This is a genomic window from Psychrobacter sp. Choline-02u-9, assembly GCF_002836505.1.
Lineage (GTDB): Bacteria > Pseudomonadota > Gammaproteobacteria > Pseudomonadales > Moraxellaceae > Psychrobacter.
Map to the genome: position 1 here is coordinate 223983 of NZ_PJBF01000059.1, position 18287 is coordinate 242269.

General features: G+C 42.6%; 14 protein-coding genes. 5 read left to right on the top strand and 9 right to left on the bottom strand.

Annotation, left to right across the window (positions count from 1 at the left end; genetic code table 11):
- Positions 1–155: 155 nt before the first annotated feature.
- The 3 genes from mfd (at position 156) to CXF69_RS12315 (ending at position 6180) form a co-directional block, all read left to right on the top strand.
- Positions 156–3866 (top strand): transcription-repair coupling factor, encoded by a 3711-nt coding sequence (mfd, locus tag CXF69_RS12305; RefSeq protein ID WP_101206136.1) that lies wholly within the window; start codon positions 156–158, stop codon positions 3864–3866.
- Positions 3867–4015: 149 nt separating this feature from the next.
- Entirely contained in the window at positions 4016–4447 is a 432-nt protein-coding gene (locus CXF69_RS12310) for an HIT domain-containing protein (protein WP_057759208.1), read from the top strand.
- 311 nt (positions 4448–4758) lie between these two features.
- The gene (locus CXF69_RS12315) at positions 4759–6180 is read left to right on the top strand and encodes an adenylate/guanylate cyclase domain-containing protein (protein ID WP_101206135.1); all 1422 of its coding nucleotides are present in this window, start codon (positions 4759–4761) and stop codon (positions 6178–6180) included.
- Positions 6181–6284: 104 nt separating this feature from the next.
- Here the strand turns inward: CXF69_RS12315 and fdx are convergent, their stop codons facing one another.
- The 8 genes from fdx to CXF69_RS12355 all read right to left on the bottom strand — a co-directional run bounded on the left by fdx (position 6285) and on the right by CXF69_RS12355 (position 13439).
- Positions 6285–6623, bottom strand: a complete 339-nt coding sequence (gene fdx / locus CXF69_RS12320) for an ISC system 2Fe-2S type ferredoxin (protein ID WP_101206134.1) — start codon at positions 6621–6623, stop codon at positions 6285–6287.
- 86 nt (positions 6624–6709) lie between these two features.
- Complete coding sequence (hscA, locus tag CXF69_RS12325; RefSeq protein ID WP_101206133.1) at positions 6710–8590, bottom strand: Fe-S protein assembly chaperone HscA; 1881 nt, start codon at positions 8588–8590, stop codon at positions 6710–6712.
- A 209-nt stretch (positions 8591–8799) separates the two neighbouring features.
- Positions 8800–9381: a Fe-S protein assembly co-chaperone HscB gene (gene hscB / locus CXF69_RS12330; RefSeq protein WP_101206132.1), complete on the bottom strand. Its 582-nt coding sequence runs from the start codon at positions 9379–9381 to the stop codon at positions 8800–8802.
- Positions 9382–9556: 175 nt separating this feature from the next.
- Complete coding sequence (gene iscA, locus CXF69_RS12335) at positions 9557–9877, bottom strand: iron-sulfur cluster assembly protein IscA (protein ID WP_021814983.1); 321 nt, start codon at positions 9875–9877, stop codon at positions 9557–9559.
- 226 nt (positions 9878–10103) lie between these two features.
- Positions 10104–10514: a Fe-S cluster assembly scaffold IscU gene (iscU, locus tag CXF69_RS12340; protein ID WP_101206131.1), complete on the bottom strand. Its 411-nt coding sequence runs from the start codon at positions 10512–10514 to the stop codon at positions 10104–10106.
- A gap of 152 nt (positions 10515–10666) precedes the next feature.
- The gene (locus tag CXF69_RS12345) at positions 10667–11893 is read right to left on the bottom strand and encodes an IscS subfamily cysteine desulfurase (protein WP_101206130.1); all 1227 of its coding nucleotides are present in this window, start codon (positions 11891–11893) and stop codon (positions 10667–10669) included.
- Positions 11890–12399, bottom strand: a complete 510-nt coding sequence (locus CXF69_RS12350; protein WP_057759222.1) for an Rrf2 family transcriptional regulator — start codon at positions 12397–12399, stop codon at positions 11890–11892. Before CXF69_RS12350 ends, CXF69_RS12345 begins: the two co-directional genes overlap by 4 nt.
- A 395-nt stretch (positions 12400–12794) precedes the next feature.
- Positions 12795–13439: a hypothetical protein gene (locus CXF69_RS12355; RefSeq protein ID WP_101206129.1), complete on the bottom strand. Its 645-nt coding sequence runs from the start codon at positions 13437–13439 to the stop codon at positions 12795–12797.
- A gap of 524 nt (positions 13440–13963) precedes the next feature.
- On the opposite strand from CXF69_RS12355, the gene CXF69_RS12360 reads away from it, so the two are divergent.
- Together CXF69_RS12360 and CXF69_RS12365 are read left to right on the top strand one after the other, a co-directional pair.
- On the top strand, positions 13964–14236 hold the full coding sequence (locus CXF69_RS12360) for an HU family DNA-binding protein (protein WP_045445077.1): 273 nt from the start codon (positions 13964–13966) through the stop codon (positions 14234–14236).
- Positions 14237–14587: 351 nt separating this feature from the next.
- Positions 14588–16462 carry a SurA N-terminal domain-containing protein gene (locus CXF69_RS12365; protein ID WP_101206128.1) on the top strand — a complete coding sequence of 625 codons (1875 nt, stop codon included), beginning with the start codon at positions 14588–14590 and terminating at the stop codon, positions 16460–16462.
- Between the two features lie 181 nt (positions 16463–16643).
- Here the strand turns inward: CXF69_RS12365 and purH are convergent, their stop codons facing one another.
- The gene (gene purH, locus CXF69_RS12370) at positions 16644–18224 is read right to left on the bottom strand and encodes a bifunctional phosphoribosylaminoimidazolecarboxamide formyltransferase/IMP cyclohydrolase (protein WP_101206127.1); all 1581 of its coding nucleotides are present in this window, start codon (positions 18222–18224) and stop codon (positions 16644–16646) included.
- Between the last annotated feature and the right edge of the window lie 63 nt (positions 18225–18287).

An 18287-nucleotide genomic window follows, 5' to 3' on the forward strand; every position in this document is an offset into this window, starting at 1 on the left:
TTATGTAATGACAGTTAAAGCGCAATAATCATTGTTAACACTCAATCATTAGTGAGTAAACTCTTAAGTGACAAACCGTTACGGCATAAGTTTTGGTAATTGCTCAAATATTCGTATAATAGCTTTCTGACTCCTTAACTTTGATTCTACTCTTTATGCCTATTACTGCTCTGACTGACGCGTTTGACCCTATTAACCAGCAGTTGTTTCCTATCCAAAATGCCGAGCGGCGTTGGCTAGCGCCTGTCCATGGTGCGGTCAGCAGTTTATGGTTGGCAAGCTTGGTGCAAACACCTATGTGGAATGTTGCCGAGCGCCTAAAAGTTGTGGTGGCACGTGACCAAAACCAACTCAATCAAATAGAGACTGAGCTGGCATTTTGCGGAGTCGATGCTTATGTGTTCCCTGACTGGGAGACACTGACTTATGATGAGCTATCTCCGCATCAAGACATCGTTAGCGAACGTATCAATCTGTTGACGGATATGCCAAAAACGGGCGTGCTGCTTATTTCGATACAAGCCCTCATGCATCGCGTCGCACCGCCAAGTTGGTTAATTGGACAGCATTTTGATTTGAGTGTCGGCGATCGTTTTGATATCAATACCCAGCGAGGGCTACTGGCAAAGGCTGGTTATCGCGCGGTTGAAAATGTCTTTGAACCAGGTGAGTTTGCAGTACGTGGCAGTATTATTGATATTTTTGCCATGGGTCAGCCTTTTCCGCTACGTTTAGACTTGTTCGATGATGAAATCGAAACGATTCGCTTTTTTCATCCTCAAACGCAACGTACATTGACTGCCGATGATTTGAAGGCGATGTTGACGGGCAACGATACCAGTATGGCGAAAGAGTCATTGTCACTGCTTCACAAGATGCCAGATATCTCTAAACCTATCGACCAATTTCAAATTTTGCCCGCAAAAGAGTTCCCGCTCGATGAAGGGCGTGAGACGTTCCGCACGAACTTTGCTGCGATGTTCCCTAATACCAGTAGCCGTAAGTCTGAGCTGCACAAAGACGTAATGGCAGGAATTGCCAGTAGCGGATTAGAGTATTATCAGCCGCTATTTTTTAACTTAAAAGATTGGGAGGCAGAGAGTAGCTTATTTTCCTATTTACCAAGCGATGCATTATTTATCACCGATGAATTAATCAATGAAAAACAAGCTGATTACTGGTCACAAATCCAGCGCCGCTACGAAGAGCGTCGACATGATATTGATAAGCCTATCGTAGAGCCAGCAATGCTGTATCTATTATCTAACGCGCTTAACGAACAGCTAAACCAGTATCCACGAGTAATATTAAGTGCTCGTGATGAACTGGCTACGATGAATGATGTGGAAGCACCAGAAAGTACAGATGCCTCACAAATACCATTGCCATCGAGTGTCACTAAACAACAAGGACTGGTGACATTAAGTGCTCAAGAGCCTCCCCAATTAGCAGTCAATCATCAAAAGTCTGAACCATTATCAGAATTGCTCGACTTCTTGGATACGCAATCGAAGACTACAACACCCGTATTAATCGTTGCAGAAACCGCAGGCCGTCGTGAGATTCTAATCGAACTGTTCAAAGGCAAGATTGATATCAAGGCGTATGATAGCTTTGAGGCATTTTTAGCCGCAGATAAAACCAGCGCTATTGATAACAGTCATCTACCACATGTCGGTCTGACCGTAGCGCCAATTGAGCGCGGTGTCTATGTGCCTGAGCGCTTGGTGTTGATTAGTGAGACGCAGCTGTTTGGTCGTCAAGTTTTACAGACACGCCGTCGTCGCCAAAGCGGGGTATCAGAAGAATTCTTGGTTAAGAGCGTCACTGAAATAACAGATGGTAGTCCAGTGGTGCATATTGAGCATGGTATCGGTCGTTATAATGGCTTGATTACCTTAGATGTGGGCGATGGTGAGCAAGAATTTATCCATTTAAAATATTCTGATGACGCTAGTATCTATGTGCCAGTTGCCAATTTGCAAATGATTAGTCGCTATAGTGGCGGTGATCCAGCGTTAGCACCGCTACATAAGATTGGTAGTGGCAAATGGGACCGAGCCAAGCAAAAAGCATTGGAGCAAATTCATGACGTCGCTGCTGAATTGCTCAATATGCAGGCAAGACGTGAGGCCAAAGTTGGCATTCATTTCAAGATAGACCCATCACAGTATGAGCTATTCGCCAGTCAATTTGCCTTTGAAGAAACCGCCGACCAAGCCAATGCCATTCATGCAGTAATGGAAGACATGAGACAAAACCAGCCGATGGATCGTCTCATTTGCGGCGATGTTGGTTTTGGTAAAACAGAAGTCGCGATGCGAGCCGCGTTTATTGCCGTTAGTGCTGGCTATCAGGTTGCCGTACTGGTGCCTACCACATTGCTTGCCGGTCAGCATGAAGACAACTTCCGAGATCGTTTTGCCGATTGGCCAGTTCGCATTGAAAGCTTATCGCGCTTTGGCGGCAAAAAACATCAAGAAATGGTATTGGCTGATTTGGCCGCTGGTAAAGTGGATATTGTCATTGGTACTCATAAACTGCTACAACCAGATGTGAAATTTGCCAACCTTGGCCTGATGATTGTTGATGAAGAGCATCGCTTTGGAGTGCGTCATAAAGAGCGTATCAAGGCCATCCAAACAGATGTGGATAGCATGTCTATGACGGCGACTCCGATCCCTAGAACGCTTAATATGGCGCTCTCAGGTATGCGCGATATGTCGATTATCGCCACACCGCCTGCACGACGACTTGCCATCAAAACCTTTGTAATGCAAAAGACAGAAGCTTTGATGAAAGAAGCTATATTACGTGAGCTGTTACGTGGTGGGCAGGTCTATCTGCTACATAATGATGTTGCCAGTATTGAGCGTATGGCAGAGACTATTCGTGACCTAGTGCCAGAAGCGCGAGTAGGAGTAGCTCATGGGCAGATGCAAGAGCGTCAGCTTGAGCAGATCATGCAGCAGTTTTATCATAAAAAATTCAACGTGTTGGTTTGCTCTACCATTATCGAGACAGGTATTGATGTGCCCAATGCCAATACGATTATCATTGAACGTGCAGATAAGTTTGGTCTTGCGCAATTACATCAGCTGCGTGGCCGAGTAGGACGTAGTCATCATCAAGCATATTGCTACTTACTAGTGCCTTCTCTGAAAGGCCTCAAAGGTGATGCCAAACGCCGTTTGCATGCGATTGAACGCGCCAATACGTTAGGTGCAGGTTTTATGCTGGCAAGTGAGGATTTAGAGATTCGCGGTGCAGGGGAGATATTGGGTAAGCAGCAAAGTGGTAATATGCAGGCGATTGGTTTTAGCTTATACATGGATATGCTTGAGCGTGCGACTAAAGCCATTAAAGCTGGCAAGGAGCCTGATTTAAATACACCATTGTCGTTGACCAGTGAAATCAATCTACATAGCTCTGCTCTCATTCCAGAGGAGTATCTACATGACGTGCATCAGCGCTTATTGTTCTATAAGCGTATTAGCAATACCGATGATAAAGAGGCATTAACGGATATTCGCACTGAAATGATAGACCGCTTTGGGGCACTGCCAGATCAAACCAAGCAATTATTCGCCATTCATGGATTACGTTTACAAGCAGAGCCACTGAAGATCAATAAAATTGATGCCAATAGTAGTAGTATGACGCTGGAATTTGCGCCAGATACTCCCGTTGATGCGTTAGCGATTATTAAATTGATCCAATCAAATGGTCAGCATTATCGTATGAATGGCGCATCTGGTATCCGTTACCAAAATAGCGATAAACTGGCCACACCGCAACAGCGCGTAACGGTCATACAAGAGCTGCTGCGCTATTTTAGCGAGCACATGGTGACAGAGCCTGCTTAGTACATGGCTAGATATCAGTAGGCTCAGTAGTCATATTAAACCAATAAATTATGGTGCTATTTTATCAACCCGATAACTGATAAAATAGCCCAACTAACTTTTTAACCCTCTGTATTTTATTTGCATTAAACAACAAGAGAACCGTCATTATGTTCCAACTTCATCATAAACTTGCTGCTGATAGTTTTTTAGTGGGGGATTTTCCATTATCCACTTGTCGTTTAATCAATGACTGCCAATTTCCTTGGCTGATATTAGTGCCACGTGTCTCCGGTATCAAAGAGTTATATGAGCTGTCTGAGGCAGATCAAACACAGTTTTTACGAGAGTCCAGCTGGTTGTCGAGTCAGTTAGCTAAAACCTTTCAAGCTGATAAAATGAATGTGGCCGCTCTTGGTAATCAAGTGCCACAACTTCACTTTCATCACATTGTCCGTTATCAAAATGATATGCAATGGCCAAACCCAGTATGGGGTGTACCAGCTGTGCCATATACCAAAGAAGTGTTGGCGCAAATGCAGCAGACATTGATGATGGCGCTACGTGGTCATCACCAAATGCCGTTTGATTGGCAAATGTAATTATCATTCTATTTTGCCTTCAATAAGAATAGATTGAACCTTAATTTTATATGTAAAAAGAGAGGCCAGATACTTAAATATATCTGGCCTCTCTTTTTATTTAAATGTGGATAAAAACTATAAAACAGTGAATAAACTAGACAAAAGGTCGCCTTATAGTCATCAGTAACCTTGTTTAAACTTATTTCAAAAGTATAATATATTATTAAATATATCTTATGATAAATCGTCATAAGGACAAATAACGTACATATGTTAGTGTAGTATGCCTTTGTCTCTCAGATAGCTCACCTTATTTAAGTGAATCTCATATGACCTTCTCAGAGACATTCAAACCAAAGTCGCCGCTGAAAGATGCTGGAGTTTGTCGTTTCGATTATCCAGAAGTCTTCGTTTTAATAATGACGGTTGTTTTGCATGCTATATATTACGACTTCCGTTCTATCTCAATGGCACTATTGGTTATTATTACATTGCCAAGTCTCCTGATCCTGATATATAACTACCGACGTCAGACCAGCTTTTGGACGTCTAATATCGTTATTATTCTATTATCGGTTGTCATTGGCTCCCTACCATGCTGTACGGTCATATCAATCAGCTTGGCTGCTTTGATTGGTGTACGTATCATTCTTAGCCGACCTGAGAATCACCTCAGACTGTTATCTGTATCTGTCGTCACTATCATTGTATTTTTCTACGTTAGCACAGTCTTAAATGCGAATAGTATGGATTTTGATGAAGGCTTATTACCATTGATAGTAATGGTGGCAAGTTTAGGGGTTATTTTGTATCAGTTCTGGCGTATGTATCAAGAATACATTGGTTATAAGGCTTCTGCTTATAAGGCAGGGGGACGCCTAAGCACGATGGTATCAGTGATCAATAAGCTTACCCGTTTTGTACCCCCACAAATTTGGGAGCCTATTGTCAAATCGGATAGCCCCGTTAGTGTTTCTAATAAACGCGCAAAAATAACTATCATGTTTTCAGATATTATCGGCTTTACCGAACTGTCTGATAGTCTAAGCTCTGACAACTTGTCAGACATTCTCAATACTTATATGCATTGTATGACGTCAATCGCTGATAAGCATGGTGCAGTGCTTGATAAGTTTATTGGTGATGGCATGGTATGTTTTTTTGGTGAGCCTAATAGTCGCGGCTCGCGTCAAGATGCATTAGATTGTGTGGCGATGGCAATTGATATGCGCCGAGAAATGCGTACCTTACGCCAAAAATGGCGGTTGATGGGGTTTGAAGGTTTATATATACGTGTTGGTATCACCACTGGCTACTGTCACGTTGGCAATTTTGGTAGTAATAGTCGATTAAGCTATACCATCATTGGCAAAGAAGCCAACCTAGCTTCTAGGCTTGAGTCCTGTGCGGGCAAAGATCAGATATTGGTCAGTGAAAGCACTTACGATTATATTTGCCATAATTATGAATGCGAACACGTTGCCGCATTTTGCTTGAAAGGTATTGATGAAAAGATCGATGCATGGCAAGTACTTGACCCTAGTGCCAGTACAGGTCATTTATCTAAATGGGTCGACCACACATTACCTGGTTTCAATTTGCATTTGAATTTCAAAGATATGAAAGACAATGATTATCAAGATATTAGAGCTCGTTTAAATTTTGCGCTGGAACGCATAGAGCAAGAGGAAGAAAAAGTAGTAAAGGACATAGCCGCAGAAAGTAAGCGTGAGAATGCCAATCGCAAGTAAGCGTTAAGTATTTCAAGCTTAATATATTAAAATTATATATAGAAAAAGGCCAACTATCATATAGCTGGCCTTTTTTAATCTTAACTAGAAAGTATCTTCAGTGTTTAATGATTTTCTTTAGCGTGATTGAGGGTATATTTAGGGACCTCGATGGTCAAGTCTTCATCATCAAGCATGACCTGACAAGATAAACGTGAGTCAGGCTCTAAGCCCCAAGCACGATCAAGTAGATCCGCCTCGATATCATCCATCTCATCCAAACTGTTGAAACCTTTACGTACTACAACATGACATGTGGTACAAGCTTTTGACATCTCACAAGCATGCTCAATTTTGATGCCTTTTTCTAATAGTGCTTTGCATAAGTTTTCACCAGCTTGTAGCTCAACTTCTGCGCCTTCAGGGCAAATTTCGTGGTGGGGTAGTACGGTAACTTTTGGCATAAATTATCTGTCCGATGCTAATCAATTTAAAAAATATTAGAAGTTAGCTTAATATGTTAGCTAAGCTATATATGTCGATGTATTTATTACCAGTCTTTGGCACTAGTACCGGCCATACTGGTCTTGACGCTTTGATTCATAATACGTGCAGCAAAGGCATCACTATGCGGCTTGAGCTGTGCTTGTTGTGCTTCAATAAGCGCTAAGTCATCAGTGCTAAGAGAATTACGTAGCGCTTGTATATGCTCTGCTAGTGACTGTTGTTCTTCAGTAGAAAGCAACGCCGCAAATTCGTTAAGTGCCGACTCTAGGGCAAGTACTTCACGTTCCGCTTCTACTTTTGTCTCAATTAAAGAACGCGCGTTTTTGTCTTCTTCTGCGTGTTTAAACCCTGCAACAAGCAGCTGTTCTTTCTGCTCATCTGATAGACCATAAGAAGGCACAATCTCGATTTTGCTTTCTGTTTTGGTCGTAGTTTCTTGCGCGCTGACAGTAAGCTGACCGTTAGCATCAATACTAAAGGTAACTTCGATACGAGCAAACCCAGCTTTCATTGGCGGGATACCATACAGCTCAAAACGTCCAAGAGAACGACAGTTTTCTACTGTTTCGCGCTCACCTTGCACGACGTGAATCACCATGCCTGTTTGACCGTCTTGATACGTGGTAAACACTTGACGCTTCTTCACAGGGATAGGCGTGTTGCGTGGGATAAGTACTTCAACCAAACCGCCCATGGTCTCAAGACCTAATGATAATGGCGTCACGTCCAATAATAATAAATTATTGTCACTATCACCATTAACCAATTGATGAGCAGTCTGGGCAGCGCCTAAGGCAACGACCTCATCTGGATTCAGACGGCAAAGTGGCTGCTTAGCAAAAAAATCAGTCACGACTTGCTGCACTGCAGGCATACGAGTCGAACCACCCACTAAGATAACTTCATCTAGATCTGTAGTAGACAGCTTGGCATCGCGTAGGACTTGTTCGCACACGCTTAGCGTACGGCGACTGACAGGTTCTACGATAGTTAGTATGTCTGTACGGCTTAATACGCCTTGATAAGACTGACCATTGACAACCACATTGATATCTACTTGTTCAGCATCAGTCAGCGCTTGTTTATAAGCTTTTGCTTGTTGAGCTAGTATTGATTTGTCGTGCAGGCTTACGTCTTTTGGATCGATATTTAATTGTTTAATAATCCAATTGGTAATAAGACGATCGATATCATCGCCGCCTAGTGCGCTATTACCACCAGTTGCCAACACTTCAAAGACACCGTCGGTAAGCTTTAAGATAGAAACGTCAAAAGTACCACCGCCCAAATCATAGATTAAGTAATAGCTCTCTTTTTTACTGTCTTCTGATGATTGGTCAAGCCCGTAAGCGACCGCAGCGGCCGTTGGTTCATTCAACAAGCGAAGTACGTTGATACCAGCTGCTTGTGCAGCATCTTTGGTTGCTTGACGCTGTGCTTCATCAAAATAAGCTGGCACGGTAATCACAGCACCCTCGATGCTATCTGCAGGTAAGGCACTTGCTGCACGTTGCTCAAGAGCGGCTAAGATACGCGCTGATACTGCAACAGGAGAAACCTCACCTTGAGCAGTTACAAAGGCGGGCATATCATCTTTATTACCAGACAGCTCATAAGGATGAGAGAATTTGATATCAGCTTGACTACGACCCATAAAACGCTTAGCCGAGACGATCGTATTTTTTGGATCATCCGCTAAATGCGCTAGGGCGTCATAGCCAACCAATGGCATACCAGTAGCTGGATAATAGACAACAGACGGTAATAATGTATCTGTCGCTGCGCCTGCCTCTAAGACTTGTGCCTTACCTGAACGCACCACAGCAATCAACGAGCGTGTAGTACCGAGGTCGATGCCCAAACCAAATTTATGTTGGTGAGGTTGAGCGCTTTGATTGGGTTCAGCAATTTGCATTAAAGACATAAGAATAACTCAGAGATAAAATAAATAAGTGAAATGGAGCAAATATAGCATATGCAGTAAGAGAGTCTAACGTCGGTAATCTCATTCTATGGAATACGGATTCTGACAGTTTGATGCGCTTAGAATCAAAGATTATACGGTATCACGGTCACTATTTTAACCAAATATATAGAATTTAGCTTGTTAGTGAGGGCCATAACCACAGATATTTAGACGTATAAGTCATCGTCATCTGAATGCGATGAATTTGCAACATCATCAAGCCCTGACGTCACATCAGCATTTAGCTTAACTAAAAACTTTAGCTTCTGTGTCGCATCAATCGCTGTCTGCCAATCTTGATTTTGATAAGCGTTGCTAAAGCGTCCAGATTGATTTGCTAGACGCTCTGTAATTTGAGGATGTAATTGCTGCAAGGCTGCAAGATCTTTGTCTTCGATAGCATCATCTAGATCCATACGCATCTGCATCGCATCTTCTAGAAAGTCTAAATCTGCGATTGAATGCTCTATGTTTTGTGCTTGATCCGCCATGTCTAATAAATAACCAGCACGGCTATCAGGAGCGCTTAGTGTTTGATATGCTTGATTGATTAAAGCTGATGCTTTTTCAGACTGCAACTGTGCTTGAACCATATCGGTCTGATTTTTTGCAACATTATCAGGATGAAAGCGTTTCTGCAGCAATCGCAAACGTTGCTCTAGATTGCTTTGGTTGATTTCAAATTGTACAGGCTGCTCAAATAGGGCAAAGAAGTTATCAAACTGTGGTTCTGAAGTAATATCTGTCATAATCTGATGCCTTGCTTTTTTATTTATTTTTGAAGTCATGACCTAGCTAAGAATATCTCAATCGCTTGCCTACTCAATTACATTAACCTTTCTTCATAGCGATAGCAGAGATACTGCACTGTTCTTATGAAAACTTGGCGAAGCATAAATCTATCAGTTTTCAGCCATTGAACCATTAAACTGTGAAAGACTCACCGCAACCACATTCACCTTTTTGGTTAGGGTTGGTGAATTTAAAGCCTTCGTTTAAACCTTCTTTTTCGTAATCCATCAACAAGCCGTCTAAATATACGAGACTTTTAGGATCAATAAAGATGCTAACGCCGCGACTTTCATAGCGCGTGTCGTTTTCATCAGGGGTATCTACAAACTCTAAAACGTAAGCCAAGCCCGAGCAACCCGCCGTACGGATACCAACTCGAATGCCTTCGCCTTTGCCGCGATTGTCCAAAAAGTCTCGAACATGCTGAGCGGCGCGTTCTGTCATTTCAATCATGCCAACTCCCATTGACTATTAATCATAAATATCAATAAAAAATCTAGATAAACTGACAACCAAAATTACAAGATTGCCAAAAGTGTAGGCTTGCGACTATTAGAAAACAAAAGGTGACAATTACATAAGTGTCATTGTCACCTCTTTAGCGTCAGTAGCGATTGCAGATTGCTACTTTAGCGTTGCTAGTACAACGTAGCGCATACGCTAGCAGGCCTAGCCCAATTTAGATCGCAGCTTCTTCTGTTGGAGCTGCTACGCCATGCTTACCTTTATAGTCGCTAATAGCGGCTTTAATGGCGTCTTCTGCAAGTACAGAGCAATGCACTTTTACTGGTGGTAATGCTAGCTCTTGAGCGATATCGTTGTTTTTAATTTCGCCAGCTTGATCCAAGCTCTTGCCTTTTAGCCACTCGGTAACGAGCGAGCTTGAAGCAATCGCTGAACCGCAGCCATAAGTCTTGAAACGTGCATCTTCGATAATACCATTATCGTCGACTTGGATTTGTAGACGCATTACATCGCCACATGCTGGGGCACCGACCATACCGGTACCAACGTTCTTGGCGTTTTTATCAAGATTACCAACGTTGCGTGGGTTTTCGTAATGATCAATAACTTGGTCACTATAGGCCATGGGGTTTTCTCCTAGTTAGATGATGAGTAGTCGTTTATCGACTTTAAATGTCTCACTACTCATCGATAATTGGGGTCAAACGCTTAATTTAATTGTCTGATCAATTGTTTAATAAATATATTGCTAGCTATACTAAAAAGCCATATTAGAAATTAGTGCTCAGCCCACTCGACTGAATTTAGATCAACACCTTCTTGATACATATCCCAAAGTGGTGATAGGGCACGTAGTTTATCAACAGCTTCATGCATCTGTTTGATAACAGTATCGATATCTTCTTCAGTGGTATAACGGCCGAAGCTGAAACGGATTGAGCTATGTGCCAATTCATCTGGGCGACCGATTGCACGTAGTACATATGATGGCTCAAGCGTTGCTGACGTACAGGCTGAACCTGATGATACCGCTAAGTCTTTAAGTGACATCATCAATGACTCGCCTTCAACGAAGTTAAAGCTGATGTTTACAATATTTGGTACGCTATTCTCAAGATCACCGTTTAAGTAAATCTCTTCGATATCTTGTAGGCCATCCCAAAGTTTTTGACGTAATTTGGCTGCATGTGCATGGTCAGCTTCATAGCTTTCATTAGCCAAAGCAAATGCTGCGCCTAGACCAACGATCTGATGCGTTGGTAGTGTACCTGAACGCATACCGCGCTCATGACCACCGCCGTGTTGCTCAGCTTTCAAGCGAATACGTGGCTTACGACGAACAAACAATGCGCCGATACCTTTAGGGCCGTATGCTTTATGACCTGAGAAGCTCATCAAATCAATTTTCATTTCTTCAAGATTTATTTTTACTTTGCCAACAGACTGAGCGCCATCAACATGGAAAACTACGCCAGCTTCGCGAGTGATTTCACCAATCGCTGCAACATCAGTAATAGTACCAAGCTCATTGTTCACCATCATAAGTGATACTAAAATCGTATCATCACGCAGTGCTTCTTTTACTTGCTCTGGCAGGATAAGACCTGTGCTTGGCTGTGGCTCAAGATACGTAATCTCAAAACCTTCTTGCTCAAGCTCACGGCAGGTATCTAATACAGCTTTGTGCTCAATTTTACTGGTAATGATATGTTTGCCACGAGACTGATAAAAATGTGCCGCACCCTTAATGGCTAGGTTGTCAGACTCAGTCGCACCAGAAGTAAAGACGATTTCGCGTGGATCAGCGTTGATAACTTCAGCAACTTGACCGCGAGCAGTTTCTACTGCTTCTTCCGCTTGCCAGCCGTAACCATGTGAACGTGAAGCTGGGTTACCAAAGACACCATCTACAGTCAAATACTCGCTCATTTTAGCAGCTACTGATTTAGCAACTGGGGTAGTGGCGGCATAATCTAAGTATATAAGGTTGTTATGTTGGCTCATGCTGGGTTTGCCTCGCTGTTCGATAGAGTAATAGTATTAATGTCTTTTATGGAAATATCTTTTGTAGAGGTGTGCTGACGCTCTGAGACTGACTGCACGTTTTCCATGTCTAATAATTGCGCTAATGTTATATTTTTCAAGTACTGTTCGATATGATTCGACAGTGCACACCACAGATCGTGAGTTAGGCACATTGTACCACCTTGACAGTCACCGCGTCCTTCACACTGCATCGCGTTTACTGACTCATCAACCGCAGATATGATGCTCATCACATCTATCTCATTCAATGGTTTAGCTAGGTGGTAACCACCTGCAGCACCGCGAATACTCGTGACAAGGCCGCGTTTGCGGAGCTTAGAAAATAACTGTTCAAGATACGAAATTGAAATCGATTGCCGTTTGGCGATATCGGATAACGATACAGCACTGTCTTGTTGGCTGGTCTGTAATGCCAAATCTAATAATGCGGTAACAGCGTATCTGCCCCGAGTAGTCAAACGCATGTGTTATCTCCAAACTTGATGTCATTTATGTTTAACAACGATCTTAGCCAAAAGTCTTAATAAGTACTCATAAGATAAAAAGAGCAACCGATCATACGTCAGCTAAGTTTTGTCTTATCGTTATTGAACAACAGATGATTAACCCGATGTGTGCAACGATTAAGGTAATTATACTTAATCCCGAGTAATTTAGTCAAGATTAAAGTGTGGTTCAATGGTTAATCAAGCTTATTGCTGTAATTGATAAAAACAATGATGTTTAGAAGAGATATATGAATGAGACATAAGTAGTTTAATTCGTTTGCTACAAATATATTTGACGAAGTAAAAAATAAGCGTTCAATATCTGTAGGAGACATTGAACGCTTATTTATAGGTAATTCAGCGAACCAAAACTAATTCATCAATAGTGCGATGATTGAGCCGATCATAATGACAAGCGCGACAACAGTGACAATCATCAACGTCTTTTGCTTGCTCTGAAGCTCTCTCACGGTTGTTTCGAGTTCACGGTTTTTAATGGTCAAGGTATTAATCTGTGTTTGCTGCTCTTTAATACGAAGTTTGTAGTTGTTCTTTTTTTCTTCCAAATCAGCTTCTGTAGGTTTGGTTTTGGCTTTACCACCTTTTATCTTTTTAATCAGCCCCTGAATCAAGCTGCCAAGCCCAAGTTGCATAATAAACTGTTTAACCAGTTGTACTTGAATCGACTCACCGCGCATCTGTAGCTTTTCAGTGGTTTCGCTATCATGAGTGGTGATGGCGTTGATAATTTGAATGCTGTAGGCATTGATAACCACGTCAGGCTCACTACGACCAATCGGCAGTTGCGCATCTAGTAACACGCCTTTGGTACTAAAGGTGGCAAATACTTCTACATGCGGTAAATACAGGCGAAGCGCCACCACGGTGCCTTGCTTGGCGAGCGGATAAGCGGCCTTACGCAGTTCAGGATCCAAACGTAACAGTAATGTCAGCGCCGACTCGATAAATACTAAAATGATATTAAGAAAAGAGTGAGACAACGTAGAACGCTTCATGTAAGTAATCCGTTTTTTATTTAGCAAGTTTTAGATATTGAGCAAACAGAAGTCTGTATTTGCCCAAGACTTGCAGTGATATTTTGCTTATAGTAACGTCTTTATAATAAAAAGTAACGCTAGTTTCTGTAGTGGCTAAACTATTACATTACAATTTAGCAGTCAATAAAGACACTTTTATTTATGACCAGCAATATACAAACTTAATGCATAGCAATGTACAGACGGCAATTGACAAATCTGTCAAAGCGTAGAAAATAGGAAAGCCAATCGTCTCAGTTATGCAGAGCCACTTATATATAAATTCCTAACGCTTTGCGTAACATTAGGTGTCAAATACGTAGTGTAGAGCACAAAAATATGTAAAATCGCTTGCGCTCCTTATGCTGCCTTGATATAAAGACGATAACAAAGAAGAACCTGTTAATGCGCCAGTTAGGTAGTTTTTATTGCGTAAGCACCATGAGAGCGTTACAATACTTGGCGTGAGCATTTATTACCCCCTTAAACTTGAAGGAAATTTTATGAATAAGTCAGAATTAATTGATAGCATCGCAGACAAAAGTGGTCTAAATAAAACCCAAGCTGGTGATGCACTAAACGCTGTTATGGAAAGTGTTGGTGAAGCGCTAGAAGCTGGCGATAGCATCTCATTAGTTGGCTTTGGTACTTTCAGTGTAAAAGATCGCAAAGCACGCACTGGTCGCAACCCTAAGACTGGTGAAGAGCTAAGCATTCCAGCAAGCAAAGTACCAAGCTTCAAAGCTGGTAAAAACTTAAAAGAGCGCTTGAACTAAGCCGGTTTTTTAAGCGTAAAATGATAGTCGGTGGTCTATAGCTGAAGTAATGAGCTAGCCATCGAAGAGAGCACCTAATATTTAGGTGCTTTTTTTATCGCTATAGTTTGTATCATGCGTCGTGAATATTTTGAGTCTGCATGAAAAATCACGTATCATAGGGCGCGCGATAGGTGTGTCATTTAAGTCAGATTTCTTTAGTAAATTTTGTTTTTTACTATAAAATGCATACGCTCTTACTCTTACCATTGCTAGCTTAAATAGTACTGATATTGACAGGTTGCACTCAACAGCTCCTAACAGTATTACAATGGTTTTTCATCAATATAGGTTAATAAAGCAGAGATAACTATGGATAAATTGCGCGATTTCTTAAAAAGCTGGCCAGGTCGCATTTTATTGATTTTATGCCTATCGCCGCTCGCTCTCTTGGGTGTCGAAAGCTATTTTGGCGGCAACGTCGATCCCAACCAGATTGCGCAGGTAGGTGAGGCAAGCGTAGGACTGTCCGAGTATCAAACTGCTGTTAATAGCCGTCGTTCTGAAGTGCTAGAGCAAGTTGAAGATGCCAGCCTATTGAATGAAGATGTGCTTCATGAGCAAGTATTAAAAGGTCTAATCGACCGTACGTTGTTAGAGCAGCAAGCAGGCAAGCTTGGTATGACAGTGTCTGACGACACGATCAATCGTCTGCTGCGTCAAGAAGAAATATTCCAAGATGCAGAGGGTAACTTTTCAAACGATCAGTTCTCAAACTTCTTGCGTCAGCGCGGCATGACCAAAAACCAGCTATTTGCAGAATTTCGCAATCAGTTAAGCTTGGATCAATTAAATGCCAGTATCGTTGGTACGGCCGTTTATCCTATGCAAGCGGTCAGTCAATTGATTGATTTGCAACTTGAGTCGCGCAACGTTTGGGTACACCGCTTTAATTGGCAAGATTATGCTGATAAGGTTAAGCTTAGCAAAGCCGACATTCAATCATATTATGATGCCAACAAAGACACATTGAAAAGTGCAGCGATGGTTGACTTGGCTTATATCCAGCTCAGCCCGCAAACTATCAAGGTTGATGAAGTAACAGCAGAAGAGTTGCAGCAGCAGTATGAAGCATATAAGCAGAGCATTTCGGCTACTGATGAGCGTAAAGTCAGTCAGATACTGTTTACTGGTAAAGATGCCAAGACAAGAGCCGATAAAGTGAAAGCACGTCTGAATAAAGGTGAAGCGTTTGCTGCGCTTGCTAAAGCAGAGTCGGACGATCCATCAGGTGAAACAGGTGGTGATATCGGACGCTTTAATCCGTCAGTGTTTGGCAGTGATGCAGATACTGTACAAGAGGCACTAGAAGGGTTGAGCGTTGGTGATGTGACTGCGCCTATCAAAACCAGCTTTGGTTATCAGATATTTACGGTTACTGAAGACAATGGCAAAAAAATTCCAAGCCTAGACAGTATGCGTGATGAGCTGACTGCGAAAGCAAAAGAGTATAAACGTCAGGAAATCTATGCTGATAAAGTAACGTCAATCAATGATTTGGCGGCAGATGGCTTCAGTATCGAAGATATCGCACAGCAAGAAAACGTCAGTTTAAAGCGTATCAAAGATTATCGTAAAGTGAACAACAAATCAGCACTGCCGCAACCAGCTGTGGTTAAACAGGCATTTGATGAGTTTACTATTCAAGATCAGGCGGTAACGGCAGGCGTAGAAGTTGGTAACGGTACCGTATGGTTACAGCCAAGCAATTATCGTCCTACTAAGACGCTTGCTCTAGCAAATGCAACCCCAAGAATCACTCAAATACTCCGTCAGCAGAAAGCGACAGCATTAGCTTTAAAAGATGCTAAAGCATTGGCTGCTGGTATCAAGACACCAGCTGATATCAGTAAGCAGTCGGTTAGTTTCCAAGCACTGGGTGAGATTAACCGTCAAACGACACAGTTAACAGACAAAGAGCGTGGATTGGCATTTAGTCAGCAAGCCGCTGATAACGGTGTTGTCGCGATCGCTAGTGAGACTGAGATGGGTGCAACGCTACTGGTTGGAGACCGTATTAAAACTGAGCAGCAGTCGCCACTGTCTGATATGCAAAGAGCGCAAACAGCCAGTATTATCCGTGACAATTTAGGCCAAGACCAGTTGCAAGACTATTTGGACTATCTACGTATGGTATATACGGTTGAGATTAATGAAAGCAACATGGCAAATGCGCAAGGACGCTAAGTATTTGCTAGTTCGTTATTCTTAGCTATTAAAAAAGCCACTGTATCGATTGATGCAGTGGCTTTTTTTTGGGTGATGCTTTAACGATAATTATCACGAATACTATAGAAGCTGAAAATTAGTCGCAGTAATAAATACAATTGCTACGACTAATCCTAGTCTTAAACTAATAGGTGATTGTTTAATGGCGGAAATGGCGCATGCCAGTAAATACCATCGCGATACCATGCTCATTAGCAGCAGCAATGGTCTCGTCATCACGCATAGAGCCACCTGGCTGAATGATAGCAGAGATACCTACTTCAGCAGCATTGTCGATGCCATCACGGAAAGGGAAGAACGCATCTGATGCCATAACAGCACCTTCAGTTGCTAGTCCAGCATGTTCTGCTTTGATAGCAGCAATACGTGCTGAGTTAACGCGGCTCATTTGGCCTGCGCCAACACCGATAGTACGTTGGCCTTTTGCGTAGACAATGGCATTAGATTTGACGTATTTTGCCACGTTCCAGCTGAACAGTAGATCTGCCACTTGCGCTTCAGTTGGTTGTACATCAGTGACGATTTTTAGGTCGTTAGCAGTGATTAAGCCTAGATCTTGCTCTTGTACCAGTAGGCCACCGTTGACACGCTTATAGTCAAGTTGGATATCGCGCTGATCTGGTGCTGGTAGCTCGCCGCATACCAAGACACGTACGTTTTTCTTAGTGGCTGTCGCTTCAAGTACACCGTCTTCGATACTAGGTGCAATGATTACTTCTACGAACTGATTGTCGATAATGGCTTTTGCCGCAGCAAGCGTCAACGGACGGTTGAATGCGATGATACCGCCGAAAGACGATTCAGGATCGGTGCTAAAAGCAGTACGATAAGCCGCTACTTGGTCATTATCAACCGCGACACCGCAAGGGTTGGCATGCTTAACGATAACGCAAGCAGGCGCGCTGAAAGCTTTAACGCACTCAAGCGCAGCATCGGTATCAGCGATGTTGTTATAAGATAGCGCTTTGCCTTGTAACTGCTTAGCCGTTGCGATTGAAGCTTGTTTGCTTTTCAAAGGCTGGTTTTCAGTATAGAAAGCCGCGTTTTGATGCGGGTTTTCACCATAGCGTAGGTCTTGTGCTTTTTCAAGCTGTACATTGAATGTACGCGGGAAGTTTTCTGGCTCTTGAGTTTCGTTGACACGGCTACCTAAGAAGTTTGCAATCATACCGTCGTACTGTGCCGTATGCTCAAACGCCTTTACTGCCAAATCATAACGTAAAGCAGTCGTCAGTTCGGTGCCACCGTCTAAGGCATTAAGTACACGGTCATAATCAGCTGGATCAGTGACGATACCTACATGTGCGTGGTTTTTCGCTGCTGAACGTACCATGGTAGGGCCACCAATATCGATGTTTTCGATAGCGTCGTTCATAGTCACGTCAGCACGTGCGATCGTTTCAGCAAATGGATATAAGTTCACGACGACCAAGTCGATACGTTCGATCGCATGATCACTCATTACTGCATCATCTGTACCACGGCGTCCTAGAATGCCACCGTGAATCTTAGGATGTAGCGTTTTAACACGGCCATCCATCATTTCAGGAAAGCCTGTGTAATCTGATACTTCAGTCACGGCGACATTGTTTTCTGTGAGCAGACGATAAGTACCGCCAGTAGATAATAAACCAAAACCTGCTTTGAGAAGGCCTTGAGCAAACTCGACGATATTAGACTTATCGGAGACCGATAGTAGGGCAAGTGGGGTTGTACTCATAAGAAATTTTCCATAAAAAAAGCCTGACGTAAACGTCTGGCAAGGTGATGATGACAACGGTAT

Coding starts and splice junctions, on each gene's coding strand:
- mfd (WP_101206136.1), top strand. CDS start 156: ATGCCTATTACTGCTCTGACTGACGCGTTTGACCCTATTAACCAGCAG.
- CXF69_RS12310 (WP_057759208.1), top strand. CDS start 4,016: ATGTTCCAACTTCATCATAAACTTGCTGCTGATAGTTTTTTAGTGGGG.
- CXF69_RS12315 (WP_101206135.1), top strand. CDS start 4,759: ATGACCTTCTCAGAGACATTCAAACCAAAGTCGCCGCTGAAAGATGCT.
- fdx (WP_101206134.1), bottom strand. CDS start 6,623: ATGCCAAAAGTTACCGTACTACCCCACCACGAAATTTGCCCTGAAGGC.
- hscA (WP_101206133.1), bottom strand. CDS start 8,590: ATGTCTTTAATGCAAATTGCTGAACCCAATCAAAGCGCTCAACCTCAC.
- hscB (WP_101206132.1), bottom strand. CDS start 9,381: ATGACAGATATTACTTCAGAACCACAGTTTGATAACTTCTTTGCCCTA.
- iscA (WP_021814983.1), bottom strand. CDS start 9,877: ATGATTGAAATGACAGAACGCGCCGCTCAGCATGTTCGAGACTTTTTG.
- iscU (WP_101206131.1), bottom strand. CDS start 10,514: ATGGCCTATAGTGACCAAGTTATTGATCATTACGAAAACCCACGCAAC.
- CXF69_RS12345 (WP_101206130.1), bottom strand. CDS start 11,893: ATGAGCCAACATAACAACCTTATATACTTAGATTATGCCGCCACTACC.
- CXF69_RS12350 (WP_057759222.1), bottom strand. CDS start 12,399: ATGCGTTTGACTACTCGGGGCAGATACGCTGTTACCGCATTATTAGAT.
- CXF69_RS12355 (WP_101206129.1), bottom strand. CDS start 13,439: ATGAAGCGTTCTACGTTGTCTCACTCTTTTCTTAATATCATTTTAGTA.
- CXF69_RS12360 (WP_045445077.1), top strand. CDS start 13,964: ATGAATAAGTCAGAATTAATTGATAGCATCGCAGACAAAAGTGGTCTA.
- CXF69_RS12365 (WP_101206128.1), top strand. CDS start 14,588: ATGGATAAATTGCGCGATTTCTTAAAAAGCTGGCCAGGTCGCATTTTA.
- purH (WP_101206127.1), bottom strand. CDS start 18,224: ATGAGTACAACCCCACTTGCCCTACTATCGGTCTCCGATAAGTCTAAT.